At 60.1% G+C, this 15,506-nt stretch carries 11 protein-coding genes and 6 pseudogenes; 4 read left to right on the top strand and 13 right to left on the bottom strand.

The window, feature by feature from the left end:
• Window positions 1-8: 8 nt before the first annotated feature.
• Window positions 9-166 (top strand): annotated as a pseudogene (locus ACFLEY_RS38340) (IS66 family transposase); the annotation flags it as partial.
• Here the strand turns inward: ACFLEY_RS38340 and ACFLEY_RS38345 are convergent.
• The 3 genes and pseudogenes from ACFLEY_RS38345 to ACFLEY_RS38355 form a co-directional block, all read right to left on the bottom strand.
• Window positions 160-261 (bottom strand): annotated as a pseudogene (locus ACFLEY_RS38345) (IS5/IS1182 family transposase); the annotation flags it as partial. The pseudogenes ACFLEY_RS38340 and ACFLEY_RS38345 sit on opposite strands and share 7 nt — an antisense overlap.
• Window positions 262-361: 100 nt before the next feature.
• Complete coding sequence (locus ACFLEY_RS38350; RefSeq protein ID WP_060912716.1) at window positions 362-1,396, bottom strand: cytochrome-c peroxidase; 1,035 nt, start codon at window positions 1,394-1,396, stop codon at window positions 362-364.
• 401 nt (window positions 1,397-1,797) lie between these two features.
• Complete coding sequence (locus ACFLEY_RS38355) at window positions 1,798-2,208, bottom strand: hypothetical protein (RefSeq protein WP_249163545.1); 411 nt, start codon at window positions 2,206-2,208, stop codon at window positions 1,798-1,800.
• Between the two features lie 448 nt (window positions 2,209-2,656).
• On the opposite strand from ACFLEY_RS38355, the gene ACFLEY_RS38360 reads away from it, so the two are divergent.
• Complete coding sequence (locus ACFLEY_RS38360; protein WP_060908980.1) at window positions 2,657-3,325, top strand: AAA family ATPase; 669 nt, start codon at window positions 2,657-2,659, stop codon at window positions 3,323-3,325.
• Complete coding sequence (locus ACFLEY_RS38365) at window positions 3,288-4,325, top strand: hypothetical protein (protein ID WP_060908981.1); 1,038 nt, start codon at window positions 3,288-3,290, stop codon at window positions 4,323-4,325. Before ACFLEY_RS38360 ends, ACFLEY_RS38365 begins: the two co-directional genes overlap by 38 nt.
• Before the next feature lie 264 nt (window positions 4,326-4,589).
• On the opposite strand, the pseudogene ACFLEY_RS38370 reads toward ACFLEY_RS38365, so the two are convergent.
• A pseudogene (locus tag ACFLEY_RS38370) lies at window positions 4,590-4,985 on the bottom strand (ISL3 family transposase); the annotation flags it as partial.
• A gap of 102 nt (window positions 4,986-5,087) precedes the next feature.
• Between ACFLEY_RS38370 and ACFLEY_RS38375 the strand changes: the two are divergent.
• A pseudogene (locus tag ACFLEY_RS38375) lies at window positions 5,088-5,552 on the top strand (transposase); the annotation flags it as partial.
• Between the two features lie 485 nt (window positions 5,553-6,037).
• Here ACFLEY_RS38375 and ACFLEY_RS38380 read toward each other — a convergent pair.
• From ACFLEY_RS38380 to ACFLEY_RS38420, 9 genes and pseudogenes are all read right to left on the bottom strand, one after another.
• Window positions 6,038-6,364, bottom strand: coding sequence for a sigma factor-like helix-turn-helix DNA-binding protein (locus tag ACFLEY_RS38380; protein WP_060908983.1), 327 nt, complete (start codon window positions 6,362-6,364; stop codon window positions 6,038-6,040).
• Between the two features lie 181 nt (window positions 6,365-6,545).
• Window positions 6,546-8,090: an IS66 family transposase gene (tnpC, locus tag ACFLEY_RS38385; RefSeq protein ID WP_224517700.1), complete on the bottom strand. Its 1,545-nt coding sequence runs from the start codon at window positions 8,088-8,090 to the stop codon at window positions 6,546-6,548.
• 93 nt (window positions 8,091-8,183) lie between these two features.
• Window positions 8,184-8,561, bottom strand: coding sequence for an IS66 family insertion sequence element accessory protein TnpB (tnpB, locus tag ACFLEY_RS38390; protein WP_396604374.1), 378 nt, complete (start codon window positions 8,559-8,561; stop codon window positions 8,184-8,186).
• Between the two features lie 285 nt (window positions 8,562-8,846).
• Entirely contained in the window at window positions 8,847-10,190 is a 1,344-nt protein-coding gene (locus tag ACFLEY_RS38395; protein ID WP_039183842.1) for an IS1380-like element ISBdi2 family transposase, read from the bottom strand.
• Window positions 10,191-10,747: 557 nt separating this feature from the next.
• Window positions 10,748-12,091 (bottom strand): IS1380-like element ISBdi2 family transposase, encoded by a 1,344-nt coding sequence (locus tag ACFLEY_RS38400; protein ID WP_060910091.1) that lies wholly within the window; start codon window positions 12,089-12,091, stop codon window positions 10,748-10,750.
• 203 nt (window positions 12,092-12,294) lie between these two features.
• A complete protein-coding gene (locus tag ACFLEY_RS38405) occupies window positions 12,295-13,227 on the bottom strand; it encodes a TauD/TfdA family dioxygenase (protein ID WP_060908985.1) in 933 nt (310 codons plus the stop codon).
• Between the two features lie 507 nt (window positions 13,228-13,734).
• A pseudogene (locus tag ACFLEY_RS38410) lies at window positions 13,735-14,510 on the bottom strand (diaminopropionate ammonia-lyase); the annotation flags it as partial.
• A 121-nt stretch (window positions 14,511-14,631) separates the two neighbouring features.
• Complete coding sequence (locus ACFLEY_RS38415; protein ID WP_304567202.1) at window positions 14,632-15,153, bottom strand: PIN domain-containing protein; 522 nt, start codon at window positions 15,151-15,153, stop codon at window positions 14,632-14,634.
• Between the two features lie 59 nt (window positions 15,154-15,212).
• A pseudogene (locus tag ACFLEY_RS38420) lies at window positions 15,213-15,497 on the bottom strand (helix-turn-helix domain-containing protein); the annotation flags it as partial.
• Window positions 15,498-15,506: the final 9 nt, after the last annotated feature.

Genomic DNA, 15,506 nt, shown 5'->3' on the forward strand with positions numbered 1-15,506 from the left:
ATAGCTCAGAGAATCGCCTCTTCGCTCGCAGCGACGGCGGGGGACGAACCTGGGCGACGATCGCAACACGGCTGCAGCCAGCGAAGATGAACAACGTAGATCCGCTCGCCTTCCTCAACCTAACAGTTCAGTTATTGCCTACGGCTGGCTAAGCAGCGAAATCGAGCGGGCTATCAGCGACGACTCGGTGTCGGTCAGATCGCTTGCGTTACGCAGTCCACTGCACTGATACTCGATACGAGCGGCTTTGGTCCACTGCATGGTGTCCTGCCTCGAAGCTTTGCAAATCCGAAGGAATTACAGGCCAGGGCCAAAACCGCTCACCTCTTTCGGTCAGGCTCTCAGGAAACTGAACAGGACACTATCTGTCTAAGGACGGTGGCGGCGTCTCCTTTGTGCGAGTTGGCAGTATCGGATATTCGATTTTGGGTAGACGGCCGCTCAATGAATAAAGAAACGCAACGATATCGTTATTCTCCCTCTCGCTGAGCTTGGCGCCGAGCTGGACCTCACTCATAATTCCTACGGCTTCCTGGAGCGTCCAAACCTGACCCGAATGGAAGTAGGGAGCCCGCAAGGCAACGTTGCGCAAAGGGGCCACGCGGAACACGTATTGGTCGCTAGAGGCCTTCGTGACAGCGAAACGCCCCTGGTCGGCCGCCGGACGCAGTTTGATGTTTGGTTCCATCACGCCGAACGGGACAAAATCCTGCCCGCCAATGTTGATGCCGTTGTGACAGGAGGCGCAGCCTTTGTCCATAAACAGCTGCAATCCCGCCTTTTGCTGATCATCCAGCGCGTTGCCATCGCCGTTTAGGTATTGGTCGAACGGAGCTGCTGGTGTCGTGAGCGTCGCTTCGAACGCCTCGAGCACCTTCGCGAAATTGTCGAAGGTGACCGGCGGTGTATCACGCGGGAACGCCCGCTTGAACTTGCCAACATAATCTTCCATCGAATTCAGCGTGCTCGTCACGTGATCCGCGGTCGCATTCATTTCGGCGCTCGCCTGAACGGGCCCCTTGGCTTGTGCCTTAAGATCCGGCGCGCGTCCGTCCCAGAACTGCGCGACATTGAACACCGAATTGTAGACGGTTGGCGCCCGACGCGCTCCCCGTTGCCAGCCGTGACCAACTGAGGTTGGACCCGCGTCTACGCCGCCGGTGCCAAGATTGTGGCACGTATTGCAGCTAATGATCCCACTCGCCGACAGACGAGGATCGAAGAACAGCATCTTGCCAAGCTCCACTTTCTCGGTCGTCATGGGATTGTCGTTTAGCGTGGGGATAGCATAAGGGATCGGTTTGAAAATCTGTTTGGCTGTCATCATCAAATCGTCGTGTGCGATAGCATTGGATGAGACGAGCACCAGAACGGTAGTAATCGATGCCTTGCGCATGACGTGAGACTTCCAGATTTTCCGCGCCGCTACCGAACAACAGTTCTTCAGAGAGGGCGCCCACTGCATGGATGGCTGCTGCTGTGCGGGAACTGAGCCAGCGCTCACGAGTGAATTGGTCTTGGGTTTCTGTGTTCGATGTTGGTTTCGCGACGGTTGTCGCTAGCCCGACACGAACACTTTGACCTTCGTACGAAACATAGCTTTTTGCCGCTCTTCGAGGAGGCAAAAAGCGTCTCTCCTGATGTGACCGCTTTGTCTCGGCTGTTGGATCTGCTGGACTACCAACTCCGCCCGACCAACTCCACTTGCGCTTGGTGGTTGCCGAGATCGAGAACTTCGGCAGGAGCGCGGACACTTTGAATAGCGATGCGACTTCATCATATTCCGCGCTCGACCTATCAATAAAGCCAGTGCGCCCCTTGATGCCACTCCATAAAAAATCGCCTTCCACGCCGTAGACCATCAAGCCGGAATGGAAGTTGTAACCGGCTTGTACGCCGCCGGTTCATCTGCACCTGCGGCAATGGCGCATTCAAATCGGCCGTGCCGCCGATGAGCTGGTTTACAGTCTGGTTGACGGGGGCGCCAATGAATGTATTGCCCACAGCGAGGTCGGTCTGGCTGGTACCCCAACCCGCGCCTACACTGCCTCCGATGTAACCTCCAGCCCAGCTGAAGCGAGGATAAACGGGAGCCGGTGCTTTGACGACAAGTGCCGCAGGCAAATCAGCAGATGAACTTTCGCTGCCGAAAGCGATCGTTCCGAACGCATTGATGCCCGCGAGCGACAATTGCTTGTTGCACTTCATCCCAGAGTCCTCCTGCAGGGCACGAAAAATATTGCGTAGCTTGTCTCCAAGTTGAGGTTAGCTCGATAGTTCGAGCTGGCAGCCAGATCACCTCTCCAATCTGGTAGGCGGCAGCATCTTGCTGCAACTGCGACAGCCGCTTCTTGCCGTGTCCCTTCCAGAGAGGCTAGCAGGCTCTGCTTTCAAGCTTGTACGACAGTGCTCAGCAATCCTTTTGCGAAGATCCGTGACACGGCCGAATAATGGGCTATTTTACAAAGCCACGTCGTGGTGATTCTCGCGGCCCCCTAACTGGACCGGCTGACGTTGGCCGACGTATTTCGCAGATGGGCCTCGATTTGGCTGCGATTTCCACGTTCGCTCTTGATGCGACCCACCATCGGGAAGGGTAGGCTAAATGTCGATGACTCGTGCGTTTCATGTCGTTGTCGTCCGGGACGCGTAGGAGATGTATGTCCTTGCTCTGGTCACGCAAAAAGGCGGAAGCGGCAAGAGCACGCTGGCGGTCGAAATTGCAGTCGCAGCGTTGGGGAACGGGGAGCGCGTCGCAATTGTCGAGGCGGATCCACAAGGCACGATTTCAAAATGGAAAGAGCGGCGCGGCCATCCCGATCCCCGGGTCGTTCGGGTCGCTGATTCGGCCGAAATAGAAGGGGCGCTCGTCAGCCTTGAAGCCGAGGGGATCTGGCTTACGGTTATCGATACCGCCGCCACGAACAATGCACTGGCCATGCACGCCATCGCGAGGGCCGATCTTTGCCTGATCCCGGTGCGTCCGAGTCCGGCCGACATCGAAGCTGCGATACCGACGCTGGTTGCTATTCGTAGGCTCAACCGCCGATTTGCTTTCGTCCTCGCTCAGACGCCACCGCGGGGCTGCCGCGTGAGTGAAGCCGCAGCGTCGCTCAATTCGCTCGGGGTGCTCGCGCTTCCTTATGTCGGACAGCGCAATGACCATCAGGACGCGCTTGGGGCAGGATTAGGCGTGACTGAGTTTGCACAAGAGGGAAGAGCCTCGGAGGAAGTTCGTGAGCTGTGGCGCTGGATCTTGAAGAAGCTTGTCGAGGGGTCGTCAGATCATGAGCCACACGCAAGAAACGAAAAAGCCGCGTACTAGGCAGACGCGCTGCGCGCGACGCTCGCTCGTGGAGCTTACCGCGGCGGCGAGCCGAGCCGTTGACGATGGCCTATTTGTGTTGTCCCGCGGGATTGCTGCTTACAATCCGCGATCGGAGCACACAGGCACGAATACGTCTGATCAAACAATCCTTGCAAGGCAAGCGACGGCTCCAAGTCCCGTTGCGGGGCTTGAATCTCGGAATGCGGCGGCGCCGCGCAAGGACGAACTCCTAGATTCCGACACTACCACCGAGATGATGGTGAAAGTTGCCGAGGAATCTCAAGACAGAGCTTCTGAAAACATCAAAGCCAGCCTGAATGCTGCGTTGGACCATGCAAAGGGCCTCGTAGAGACACGGGTGGGAGGCGAAGCGGCGTCGAAAACCGTCGTCGGCTCCAGACTTGAAGGCAATTTTTGGACCGTTCTCAACGAAGCCGCAACGGGTTTTCGCGCGGATGCGGCCGAATTGACTATGCAGAAGGAACCAGCTGACAGCGAGGGGCAGTCGCAACCGCGACATATGCGGCGGCTCACTGGCGAGGCGGTCAGTTTGCTCGACGATCTTCGGAGCGGCAAGCTGCAGAATCAGGCGAACTTCATCCTGAGCGAGTGCTTCAGGGAAGCCGCCAGCGCATTCTCTATCATCAATCAGCAGCTTAAGCGCGACGGCTATCCCGCGAGCATTGATCCATCAATTTTCATTTGGCTTGCCAATATCACCGAACCGGAGACGCGTGACACCGGAACCATGCGACTTGAGATCGTACCCAACCACCGAGGTCGTCCGAGCACGTACACGCGCCAGGTCGCTCAATTCATCTGGCACCTTGTCGAGGGACAGGGCTGCCGACGACAGGCCGCATATCGGGCGGCGCTCACGAAGTTCACCGTAACCGAGAGTTTCGTCGAGAACGCCTATGCGTTTTGGGAGCCGATCTTCAAACGGGCGGGACCGCACGTGAGGATGCTGACCCGCATTTCAGATCCGGAAGTGTAAAGCTAGGCAGCGCAGGCGTTGGAGCCCGATTGACTGAGGCCGAGGTCCGGCGAGGACCGCCCGGCAACTTCGTCCGGGCTCTGGACGAAGAGGAGGCTTGACGTCGGCGCCGCTCTTGCATGGCCCATGATTGCGCTGATAACCATTGAGATGCCGCTGCCGCGCATTCCCCGGCGCGGCTGTCTACTTGCTCGCGAGCGTAGATGGCTTGCTTGTCATTCGGCATGCAAAATTGGCTCTGACGCAAGTTTGGGACAGCGCTGACTATTCTGCACCGATTAGTCTGGCTTGAAGCAGATCGATTTTGCCGCGGCCGTACATTTGACGTCGGACGAGCTTGAGGCGCGTGATCTGAACTTCAGTCTGGCCGTTGGACCATGGTGAAGTGATTGCCGCCCGTACCGCCGCCTCATCCTTCGCGACGCCGCTGGAGAACGAGGCGACGAGACTGGCGCGGGCGCGCACGATCCATGGGATGAGGCCCGCCTCGGTCTTGCGTCGGATGATCAGGTGGAATTCGGCGATGATCTCGCGTGCCTCGACCGAGGTTGGTACGCCAGCTTCGATCGCCGAGACCGTGACGGCCTCCGCTTTCGTGAGCAAGTCTCGGCCGATGGTCATCAGGGGCGCGATGGCTCTGGCCGACGGAATCCTTTGAAGGAGGATGGGCTGGCGAACGGATAACGTACAGAGTCTTTCGCACTTTCAGGATTGACGGCTTCCTCTAGAATGAAGGAGCTTTGAATGAACGATGGGAATGCCATGGGTCAGGTGATCCAAATTGATGAGGCCCGGATTCGAGATCACCTGGGCGAGATGGTCCGCGGGACGGTGGAAGAGACACTGAACGCCATGCTGGAGGCCGAAGCGGACCAGCTGTGCGGTGCTGGGCGTTATGAGCGCAGCCCGGCCCGGCAGGACACGCGGGCGGGCAGCTACGAGCGAACGCTGCAGACCAAGGCGGGCGACGTCAATCTGAAGGTTCCGAAGCTACGGCGGCAAACCTTCGAGACGGCGATTATCGAGCGCTACCGGAGGCGGGAGAGCTCGGTCGAGGAGGCGCTGATCGAGATGTATCTGGCCGGGATTTCGGTTTGGCGGGTCGAAGACATTACGGAGGCGCTGTGGGGCACCCGGGTCAGCCCGAGCACAGTGTCGAACCTGAACAAGAAGATCTATACCAAGATCGAGGCGTGGCGGAATCGCAGGATCGAAGGCGAGCATCCTCCAGCCTCGCCGTGCGTCGCGCCGATGGAGCCAATTCCTGTCGGCGAAACGCTCAGTGAAGATGTGGCGTCCGCACAGGACGGCATCGCAGCGAAAGCGGCGAGCGATCACCAGGAGCTGCACGACCCGCCCGGACAGCGGCAGATCGGTCCAGTTCGATCTGCTCCAGGCCCGGTTAATCGGCGAGAGTGAAAGGAGCTGCACCAAAATAGCGTCAGAGCCAATATTGCAGGCCGAATGACAGAGATGCGTGGAGATGGGAAATGGCGCTTCCGGGTCACATAGTTGTCGATGATTGTGCCGATGAACGATGAACTGCTGGTGCGGACGAATGTCTCTTCGTTGGCGAGGAGCATATGTCGCGCAGCGTTCTCAATGGCACCCATGCCCCTCTCGTGGGTCGCCGAGTGATGCGGGACGATTGGTTTGTGTCTCAAGTAACATGACGCGATTCGCGCATTAAGCCGAAGATGATTTTCGCGCGTCTATATCATCGCAAGACGGGGACCGGAAAATCGACGCTGATTGAGACGGTGGCGCTCCAGGATATTGAACGCGGGTAGGGGCTTGCGCTCATCGATCCTCACGGCGATCCAGTGGAACGCATCGCAGGAGGGCGGCGGATACAGGCGGTTCTCGAGCCGGACGTCGTCATCCAGCTCCGGCGGCAACGGCCAGGTCAGACCGGCGCGGCGGGCTCGGTTGACGTACTTGCTGACCGTGCCCTGGGCCAAGCCCAGGCTGCGGGCAACGGCGCGTTGCGACATGCCGACGCTGTAGTGCAGGCGTAGAACTTCGCGAATGTGGCGCATGGACAGTCTCTCTGTCGGCATCTCGATCCTCTGCGGTTGGGCAAAAGACCGAGCTACCCCGGTTGCAGGGTAAGCGACGTTCGCGTCCCATTCGCAAAGGTTTGGCGTGGGGATTGCAGTCTGTTGATCAACGTGTTTGCAAATCGTTGGCGGGGGGTATGGAGGCGGCAACGACGGAGAATTACGAGGTGCGGCCGAACGACCAGGGCAGGAGCTCGTCGATCCGGGACTGCGGGTGACCGGTTGCGATCGCTTTGAGCGTCGCTTTCATCCAGACGTAGGGCTCCACGCTGTTGATTTTGCAGGTGGCGATGAGCGAAGCTATGCGCGCCCATGAACGACCACCTTCGTCGTGACCAGCAAATAAACTATTTTTACGCGTCAGAGTCAGCGGCCTGATTTGATTTTCGACGGGATTGGTGTCCATCTCAACGCAACCATCGTCGAGAAACAAGGTGAGGCCATCCCAATGGTTCAGGAGATAGGCGATCGCCTTGCCCATCTCGCTGCCCGGCGACAGGCGAGCGGCTTGCTCGCGCAGAAACCTCTCGAGTTCAGCGACGAGCGGCCGTGATCGCTCGTTACGGGTCGTTTGCCGAGCCGGGGCGTCGGCGCCACGGATCTCCTTCTCGATCGCATAGAGTGCGGCGATGCGCGCGAGAACGGCTTCGGCGATGGGTGAGCCGGCTTTCGGAGTCGCTGCGATGATCTTGCGCCTTGAGTGGGACCAACATGCGGCCAGCCGCAGCGGCACGCCGCCTTTGCGCTTGGGCCGTGCGAGCCGATGATAGCCCTGGTATCCGTCGACCTGAAGGATGCCGTCGAAGCCCTCGAGGATGCGCTCAGCATGGTCACCACCGCGTCCTGGCGCGTAGTGGTAGACCACGATTGGTGGATCAGCGCCGCCGTGGCCGCGATCGTCGCGCAGGACAGCCCACAGATAGCCGGTCTTCGTTCGGCCCCGGCCCGGATCGAGCACAGGCGCCCTGGTCTCGTCTATGAACAAGCGGCCCGATTGCTTCATCACGACGCTCATGCGCTCGACCAGCGGCGCGAGGTGGAAGGCGACCGTTCCCATCCAGTCTGCCAGAACGGCGCGATCGATGAAGATGCCATGCCGAGCCAGAACCTGCGACTGACGATAGAGTGGCATGTGCTCGCTGAACTTGGCGACCGCCACCTGCGCCAGCAGCGCCTCGGTGGGGATGCCACCCTCCACGAGATGGGCGGGCGCCGGCGCCTGAGCAACACCGGTGCAGCCCTTTGCGCAGGCGTAGCGCGGTCGCACCGTCTCGATCACACGATACTGGGCGGCCATGACATCGAGACGGCGGGAGCGATCCTCGCCGATCTGGACCATCCGGCCGCAGCCGCAGGGACACTCGAGGTTCTCGGGTTCGATCACCTGCTCGATGCGCGGCAGGTGCGCGGGAAAGGCACGGGCAGCGCGCCTGGTCCGGCGGCTGGACGGCGCCGTGCCGGCGCGGCGCGCACGATCGTCCTGGCGTTCCTGGACTTCGGCGATGGCAATCTCGATGTCCTCGAGAACCAGTTGCATCTGATCGGGATTGAACTTTTCCGAGCGTTTACCGAAACGTGCGCGCTCGTACTCCTTCACGAGCAGTTCGAGGCGTTCGACGCTCTCTTTGGACGCAGCCAGTTCACTCTCGACATGAAGGCGCGCCGAGCATTCATCGTCTGCGCGACGACGCTCGGCTTCAATCATCGCTTCCTGCGCGCGGAAGAGCGCGCGCAAATCGGCGGGCAGCGCTGCAAGACGGGCGGGATCAATGGGGGACGGCGGCACATCCGCAAGCTATCATCCCAAAGCCCCGCGCGAAACAGGTTGTCGGGTCTGAGTCAGTTCGCCGCAGCTGGCGTCGCGACAATCCGTTCGCCCACTCGCTTCCAGTTTGAACTGCACGCGCGTCAGATGCATGACGCCGTCGCTGATCTGCGGCCACTCGAAACGACCATCGCGGCCAAGGCGCTTGTAGACCAAAACGAGGCCCGTGCCGTCCCATAGCAAAATCTTCAGCCGGTCGGCGCGCTTCGAACGAAAAACCACGATCAGGCCCGAATGCGGATCGAGCCCAAGCGTGTTTTGCACAAGACCGGCCAGCGCGTCGTGCCCGCACCGGAAGTCAACAGGACGCACAGCAAGCACAATCCGCAGTCCCTGCGCCGGAATGATCATGCGCCGCGCTCGATCGCAGTCACGATCTCCGCGATCCGCACCGCCGACACGTCCGCATCCAGGCGGACCGAAACCTTGCCAATCGTAATCTCGACGGGCAGCTGGCGGTTCAGAAAGCGCGGTGCTAACCCGATCTATTCACGAGAGCACGGTCGTTCTTGACGTCTGACGGGGGCTGGCGGCTGGCGTGGGTGACCGTCCGGCCTTTTCTCACCGGGTTCTACATCAAGCTGTTTTGTAGGCGATGGAGGAGTGGGGCGGGTGAGCGGGCGCAGGCCCGGTCGGTTACGGACCGAGCGGGAGCAGCGCGCCGGGCAAGCCGCGGATCAGGTCGGCTTCGGGACATGCCGCGGCAAACGCAAGGCGAATGCGGCTCGTGGTCTCGACCACACGGGCAGCGAGTTTCAAGAGACGAAGACGCAGCGTCGCGAACTCGGCAGTGGCCAATTCCCGGGCTTTGGGAATGGCGTCGCGCACGGTCAGCATCAGCCAATAAGCGGCCGTATGGAGCACGAGACGGACCTGGTTGGCGAGCGCCGAACGGCAGCTGGTGCGGTCGGAGGCGAGCTGTGTCTTATGCAGCTTGATCAGATTCTCTGCTTGGCCGCGCGCGCAATACAGGCTGTCGTAGATCCACTCGGCCGAGCCGACATCGAGGCTGGTGACGACGAAACGGATGTCGAGGCCGAGCATCGTCGCCTCAATACGGGCGACGGTGCGCCGTTCGCGATCCCAGGACTTTGCCTTGTGGCGCGTCTCGGTATAGCCACGCAGAACCGGCAGGTTCTCGATGGCGCGTCGGGTGCGGATGTCGTCGGCGACCTCGTCGACTTTTCTGGCGAGAGGCTTGGTGCCGGACAGACCGAAGATGTAGTCGATGCCGTTGGTCTCGCACCACGCCATGGCCTCCGGCCGGGCATAGTGCCCGTCGCCACGGAACGTAATTCGCGTGTTGTGCCATCGCGTGCGGATATGCCGTACCAGGCGGCGCAGATGGGCACGCACCTCGACGCCGCCCGGCGTCTTGCCGGGCCGCAGCACGACGGCCACGGGCCGGCTCTTCTCCGTGTCGTAGACGTGGATCGGCAGAAAGCAGCGTTCGTCATAATGAGCGTTGAACAGCGAGAGCTGCTGATGGCCGTGGACGACGTCGCAGGTATCATCGATGTCGAGCGTGACGGATGCCGGCTCGTGGGGGTAGCTATCCATCCATGCGTCGACCAAAATGTAGGTCAGTCGGATCACGTCGCGCAGGCGCGGAGCATTCTCCAGCCGCGACAGCGTCGGCTGGGAACACAGATCCCGGCCCGTGTCCGGTAGGCGACCGCAGGCCAGCTTGAATGCCGGATCGGACCGCAGATGATCGAGGTCGTCGGCGTCCTCGTAGCCGCAGCAGATCGCGAACATGCGCGCGCGGAACATATCGACCAGGCTGTGCACGACCCGCGTCGGATCGCGCCGATCCGGGAACACCCGGGCCAGATTGTCGGCCAAGCCGAGACGCCGCTCGGCCATCGCCAGAAGCATCACGCCCCCGTTCGAGGTTAGGCGCCCACCATCGAAGGCAGCTGTGACTTTCTTGGCGTGAATGGCTGGAAACGAGAAGGGCGGAATCGTATCGTCGGTCATGGCGGGCGTGGCGTTCGCGGTTGGAGGTGATGGGGTTGGCTTCACAACCGAATCCTACGCCGTATCAGCGCTTTACACCACGCTCGCCAGCCTCTCGGGCGCCTCTTACGAATAAGACAGGCTAACCAGCTATAATGTCGCGGCCACTAACCAAGAAAGGACAGATCGAATGGGATTGCTCAAAAACTCACGACCGGAGCATTCCTGGAAAGGCCCCCCGCCATGTGGCGCCGATCGAGACTCAGCATCTGCCGACGAGAACACTCCCCGGCCGCTCAAATGATTATTGTACCGCTACGAGCAGCTGCTGAACCTCTTGCGGCCTCCGAAGAACAGTTGTTGCTTTTCATGTTGAGAGGCGCCGCATCAGGTTCATATTTTGATTGCGACGGGAACCTAGCCCGATCTATTCACGAGAGCACGGTCGTTCTTGACGTCTGACGGGGGCTGGCGGCTGGCGTGGGTGACCGTCCGGCCTTTTCTCACCGGGTTCTACATCAAGCTGTTTTGTAGGCGATGGAGGAGTGGGGCGGGTGAGCGGGCGCAGGCCCGGTCGGTTACGGACCGAGCGGGAGCAGCGCGCCGGGCAAGCAGCGGATCAGGTCGGCTTCGGGACATGCCGCGGCAAACGCAAGGCGAATGCGGCTCGAGGTCTCGACCACACGGGCGGCGAGCTTCAAGAGCCGAAGACGCAGCGTCGCGAACTCGGCAGCGGCCAATTCCCGGACTTTGGGAATGGCCTCGCGCACGGTCAGCATCAGCCAATAAGCGGCCGTATGGAGCACGAGACGGACCTGGTTGGCGAGCGCCGAACGGCAGCTGGTGCGGTCGGAGGCGAGCTGTGTCTTATGCAGCTTGATCAGATTCTCGGCTTGGCCGCGCGCGCAATACAGGCTGTCGTAGATCCACTCGGCCGAGCCGACATCGAGGCTGGTGACGACGAAACGGATGTCGAGGCCGAGCATCGTCGCCTCAATACGGGCGACGGTGCGCCGTTCGCGATCCCAGGACTTTGCCTTGTGGCGCGTCTCGGTATAGCCACGCAGAACCGGCAGGTTCTCGATGGCGCGTCGGGTGCGGATGTCGTCGGCGACCTCGTCGACTTTTCTGGCGAGAGGCTTGGTGCCGGACAGACCGAAGATGTAGTCGATGCCGTTGGTCTCGCACCACGCCATGGCCTCCGGCCGGGCATAGTGCCCGTCGCCACGGAACGTAATTCGCGTGTTGTGCCACCGCGTCCGGATATGCCGTACCAGGCGGCGCAGAAGGGCACGCACCTCGACGCCGCCCGGCGTCTTGCCGGGCCTCAGCACGACCGCCACGGGACGGCTCTTCTCCGTGTCGTAGACGTGGATCGGCAGGAAGCAGCGTTCGTCATAATGAGCGTTGAACAGCGAGAGCTGCTGATGGCCGTGGACGACATCGCAGGTATCATCGATGTCGAGCGTGACGGATGCCGGCTCGCGCGGGTAGCTATCCATCCATGCGTCGACCAAAATGTAGGTCAGTCGGATCACGTCGCGCAGGCGCGGAGCATTCTCCAGCCGCGACAGCGTCGGTTGGGAACACAGATCGCGGCCCGTGTCCGGCAGCCGTCCGCAGGCCAGCTTGAATGCGGGATCGGACCGCAGATGATCGAGGTCGTCGGCGTCCTCGTAGCCGCAGCAGATCGCGAACATGCGCGCGCGGAACATATCGACAAGGCTGTGCACGACCCGCGTCGGATCGCGCCGATCCGGGAACACCCGGGCCAGATTGTCGGCCAAGCCGAGACGCCGCTCGGCCATCGCCAGAAGCATCACGCCCCCGTTCGAGGTTAGGCGCCCACCATCGAAGGCAGCTGTGACTTTCTTGGCGTGAATGGCTGGAAACGAGAAGGGCGGAATCGTATCGTCGGTCATGGCGGGCGTGGCGTTCGCGGTTGGAGGTGATGGGGTTGGCTTCACAACCGAATCCTACGCCGTATCAGCGCTTTACACCACGCTCGCCAGCCTCTCGGGCGCCTCTTACGAATAAGACAGGCTAGCTGCCGAATATTGCAGACAGCGATTGAGCGCATAACCGCAGAGTTTCCATTTGTGCGTGTCGCAGCCAATGTTGTCGCCTATCTAGACAGCTTAGTGGTCGGCTCCTTGGGTCCCGTTATGCGCGTTACGCTGCTCCGACCATCGATGCTGACTGGCACCTCACCGGCGACGGTTGCGCGATGAACGAGGCGATGTTGGTCGCCGTAGTCATTCACTGCATAATGTTGTGTAGCGCGATTGTCCCAGATCGCTACATCACCATCCCTCCAACTCCAACGCACAGTGTTTTCGAGCGCAGTGATATGAGACTGAAACAAATCGAACAGCTTCTGGCCATCGTATTTCGGCAGGCCAACGAAGTTTTGCACCAGAGCGCCGAGCACGAGCGTGCGTTCGCCAGTCTCCGGGTGCACGCGCACAACGGGATGCTCAGTCCGATAGATTGTTTTAGTGAAGACTTCGTCCAAGTGCTTCTTGTCGAGCTCGCTGACGCGGGCAAGTATTGCGTAGTCAAAGGCGTTACTGTGAACGGCCCATAGCCTGTCTGCAAGCCCTTGGAGCGGCGGCGCTAGGTCGAGGTAGGCCGAGGCGGTGTTTGACCAGACCGTATCGCCACCGAAAGGTGGCATCACAATGCCTCGCAGCACGGCGATCTTAGGGTAGGCATCGACGAAGGTTCCATCAGTGTGCCAGAGATCCGCCCGGCTACCTGCGCGGGTGGAATCAAGCTCGATGATCGACGCTGTTCCCTTGATCGCACCGAGCGTTGGATGAGGTGTCAACTCTCCGAAACGAATGGCAAAGCTCTCCTGCTCCGCATCATCGAGGTGGAGCTGGCCGCGAAAGAAGATGACCTTGTGCTCCAACAGCAGCCCATTGATCGAGGCAATCGTCTGCTCCGGTAAATCGCCTGACAGTTTGACATTTCGGATTTCTGCGCCGATGCGCACTGCGCGTTTAATGACATCGGCGCGAGGAATGACATTTTCCGACAAGATCATTGCAGTCATGGCCCCATCTTGCGTAGCCCTAGGCCACACTGTTCGCTCGACCAGGCAGACCAGCGCGAGCGGCGACCGCTAGCTGGATCCGTCATCATCTATGGGTAGCAGCGAGTGGCTCCCGTTTGATCTTCACGCGACTTCGAAAAGGTTACCGCAGCAGCCGCTTCATCGAATATTGAACAAATCCCTAGTTCGATCAATTGCTAGCAGTGGTAGTTGACCGCAGCGAAAGCGTTGTATTTCGCTGAGCGTTTGCTCTTGCGTCCGCTGCCCGATGAATAGGAAATCTGTTCGAATGCACGGTCACCGAGACTTTGTCATTGGGGTAGCGGCCAGCCCTTTGGGCAATCGGAGTTTCCGCGCCAAAGAGCCGCAGTAGTGACACCGAAGCGATAAGAGGTCCCCTAAGATCTGCCCGTTCCTCGCCGCAAGACGTCGATAGAAACGGCAGCGTCCGGAGAACGCCGGCCGAGGTTCGGACCATTGACGGGGGCGGTCTTCGCAGCCGCGGCGAGCTCGCGAGGGATCGACAACCGTAAAGAACGGCCGGTTCTCGCCCAATAGAACCGAAAGATGTCCTGCTACAGCTGCGGCGATTCCACCAACCCCGGCCTGGACGAACACGTGGCTCGGGATTTTGGTGAGCTGGCGCAGTGCTTCGCTCAAGAGAGCGGTATATCCTTGCATCACAAAGCTGGCGATACGCTCATAGCCCGGCCAGGAGGTATCGGAGATCGTGGTGCGGCAACTCGGGATGCTTCGGCGATCGAGTCGCCATAGTTGCCGTTAACCCGGATCATCTGGGCACCAAAACGGGCGATTGCGTCGATACGTTCGTCGCTGACGCCTGAGTGGACGAATATGGCACATTTCGCGCCAACGAGTTGGGCACCTTGCGCGACTGACCTGCCATGATTTCCATCCGTGGCGCAGGATACAGTCATCTCTTGAGCCACGGCGATCACGTCAGGTGTCTGAAGCTCCGAGACGTCAACAGCTCGGCCGAGCCGCCGAGTTGCTTCCTCCAAGACCAGCCGGATCACGGCATAGGATCTACTCAAGGCTCTGAAACTGCCAAGACCGAGCCGATGGCCCTCGTCTTTTACATGAATCGAGGCTACGCCGATCTCACGAGCAAGGCCTGGCAGAGAGACGAGTGGAGTTTCCTTGTGGCCATCGCGATGCCGGAGAAACCGCTCCACTTCGCGAGCGGCTTCGACGCTCAATATTTCCGCATCCGATGCATCCAAGGAGGTGCGGTATTCAGTGTGCTGATTGAGAAACAACATGGTTCGACTTTCTTGCTCGCTCATCACCATATCTGGCTTCGGGCCGCAGGCCGGAAATTCCGCCGCCTGGTAGCATGATGCTGGTACCAGTTCTGGCCCAAGTACCAGTACTCGGACTAACCTAGAGAGATTCGACGTAAGGCCTCAGCAGGTCCACCGTCTCCTGCAGCTCAGCGGCCTCCATCGACAGCAGCAATGCTTCGGCTGTTGTCTCTGATTTCTTGAAGCGTTCGCGCATCCGCCGGATCGCTGCGATGACACGGGCTTCATCGAGTGCAATGGTATCCGCGATGAATTGATCGGCCGACTTCGCTTCCATGTTCAATGCGGCGAGAGTTGCTGCGGGAAAATCCTTCAGGGTTTCTGTGACGATCATGGCGGTCTGCGTCTTGATGGCCGCAGCGATGACATGAGCGTCGTCGGGATCTGGCAGTCCTGCGGCGGACATGAAGTTATCAAAGTCAGTCACCATGGCATCCTCGAAGCTTCCATGCTGGCGCGTGACCCGGTTCGCCGCTCGTTCGGCCGCATCAGTGCGGCCTTTCTTGCTTAGGATTTCTTCGATGGCAGCTTGAGTTTCGTCGAGGATTGGACCCGACCAGCGAAGACGGAAAAATCCCGCCTCCGCCAAGGTCAGCAGCAAGTTACGTTTGAGAGTGCTCGCAAGAGTGCAGGCGCGGTAAATCGATCTGCAAACAAGCTCTACATGTCCTCTGCGTCCAGTTCGGCTAGGTCGGAGAGAGCCTTGCTGCGTTTCTCGTCCCGCACGCGTTTATAGGCAAACAGGTCTTCTGACCTGACCCTGCGATGACGGCCCACCGTTGTGTAATTGATGTCACCTCGTTCCAGAAGTGAAATCAGGAACGGACGCGAAACATTCAGTATATCCGCCGCCTGCTGCGTGGTCAGGATCTCATGCACGGGCACGAGCGTCACCGCATCGCCGCGCGCGATATGCCGCAGCAATTCCATCAGCAGGCCCGATAAGCCGAGCTA

The sequence above is a fragment of the Bradyrhizobium sp. YCK136 genome (genome assembly GCF_044570075.1).
Classification (GTDB): domain Bacteria; phylum Pseudomonadota; class Alphaproteobacteria; order Rhizobiales; family Xanthobacteraceae; genus Bradyrhizobium; species Bradyrhizobium diazoefficiens.

Coding starts and splice junctions, on each gene's coding strand:
- ACFLEY_RS38350 (WP_060912716.1), bottom strand. CDS start 1,396: ATGCGCAAGGCATCGATTACTACCGTTCTGGTGCTCGTCTCATCCAAT.
- ACFLEY_RS38355 (WP_249163545.1), bottom strand. CDS start 2,208: ATGAAGTGCAACAAGCAATTGTCGCTCGCGGGCATCAATGCGTTCGGA.
- ACFLEY_RS38360 (WP_060908980.1), top strand. CDS start 2,657: ATGTATGTCCTTGCTCTGGTCACGCAAAAAGGCGGAAGCGGCAAGAGC.
- ACFLEY_RS38365 (WP_060908981.1), top strand. CDS start 3,288: ATGAGCCACACGCAAGAAACGAAAAAGCCGCGTACTAGGCAGACGCGC.
- ACFLEY_RS38380 (WP_060908983.1), bottom strand. CDS start 6,364: ATGCGCCACATTCGCGAAGTTCTACGCCTGCACTACAGCGTCGGCATG.
- tnpC (WP_224517700.1), bottom strand. CDS start 8,090: ATGATTGAAGCCGAGCGTCGTCGCGCAGACGATGAATGCTCGGCGCGC.
- tnpB (WP_396604374.1), bottom strand. CDS start 8,561: ATGATCATTCCGGCGCAGGGACTGCGGATTGTGCTTGCTGTGCGTCCT.
- ACFLEY_RS38395 (WP_039183842.1), bottom strand. CDS start 10,190: ATGACCGACGATACGATTCCGCCCTTCTCGTTTCCAGCCATTCACGCC.
- ACFLEY_RS38400 (WP_060910091.1), bottom strand. CDS start 12,091: ATGACCGACGATACGATTCCGCCCTTCTCGTTTCCAGCCATTCACGCC.
- ACFLEY_RS38405 (WP_060908985.1), bottom strand. CDS start 13,227: ATGACTGCAATGATCTTGTCGGAAAATGTCATTCCTCGCGCCGATGTC.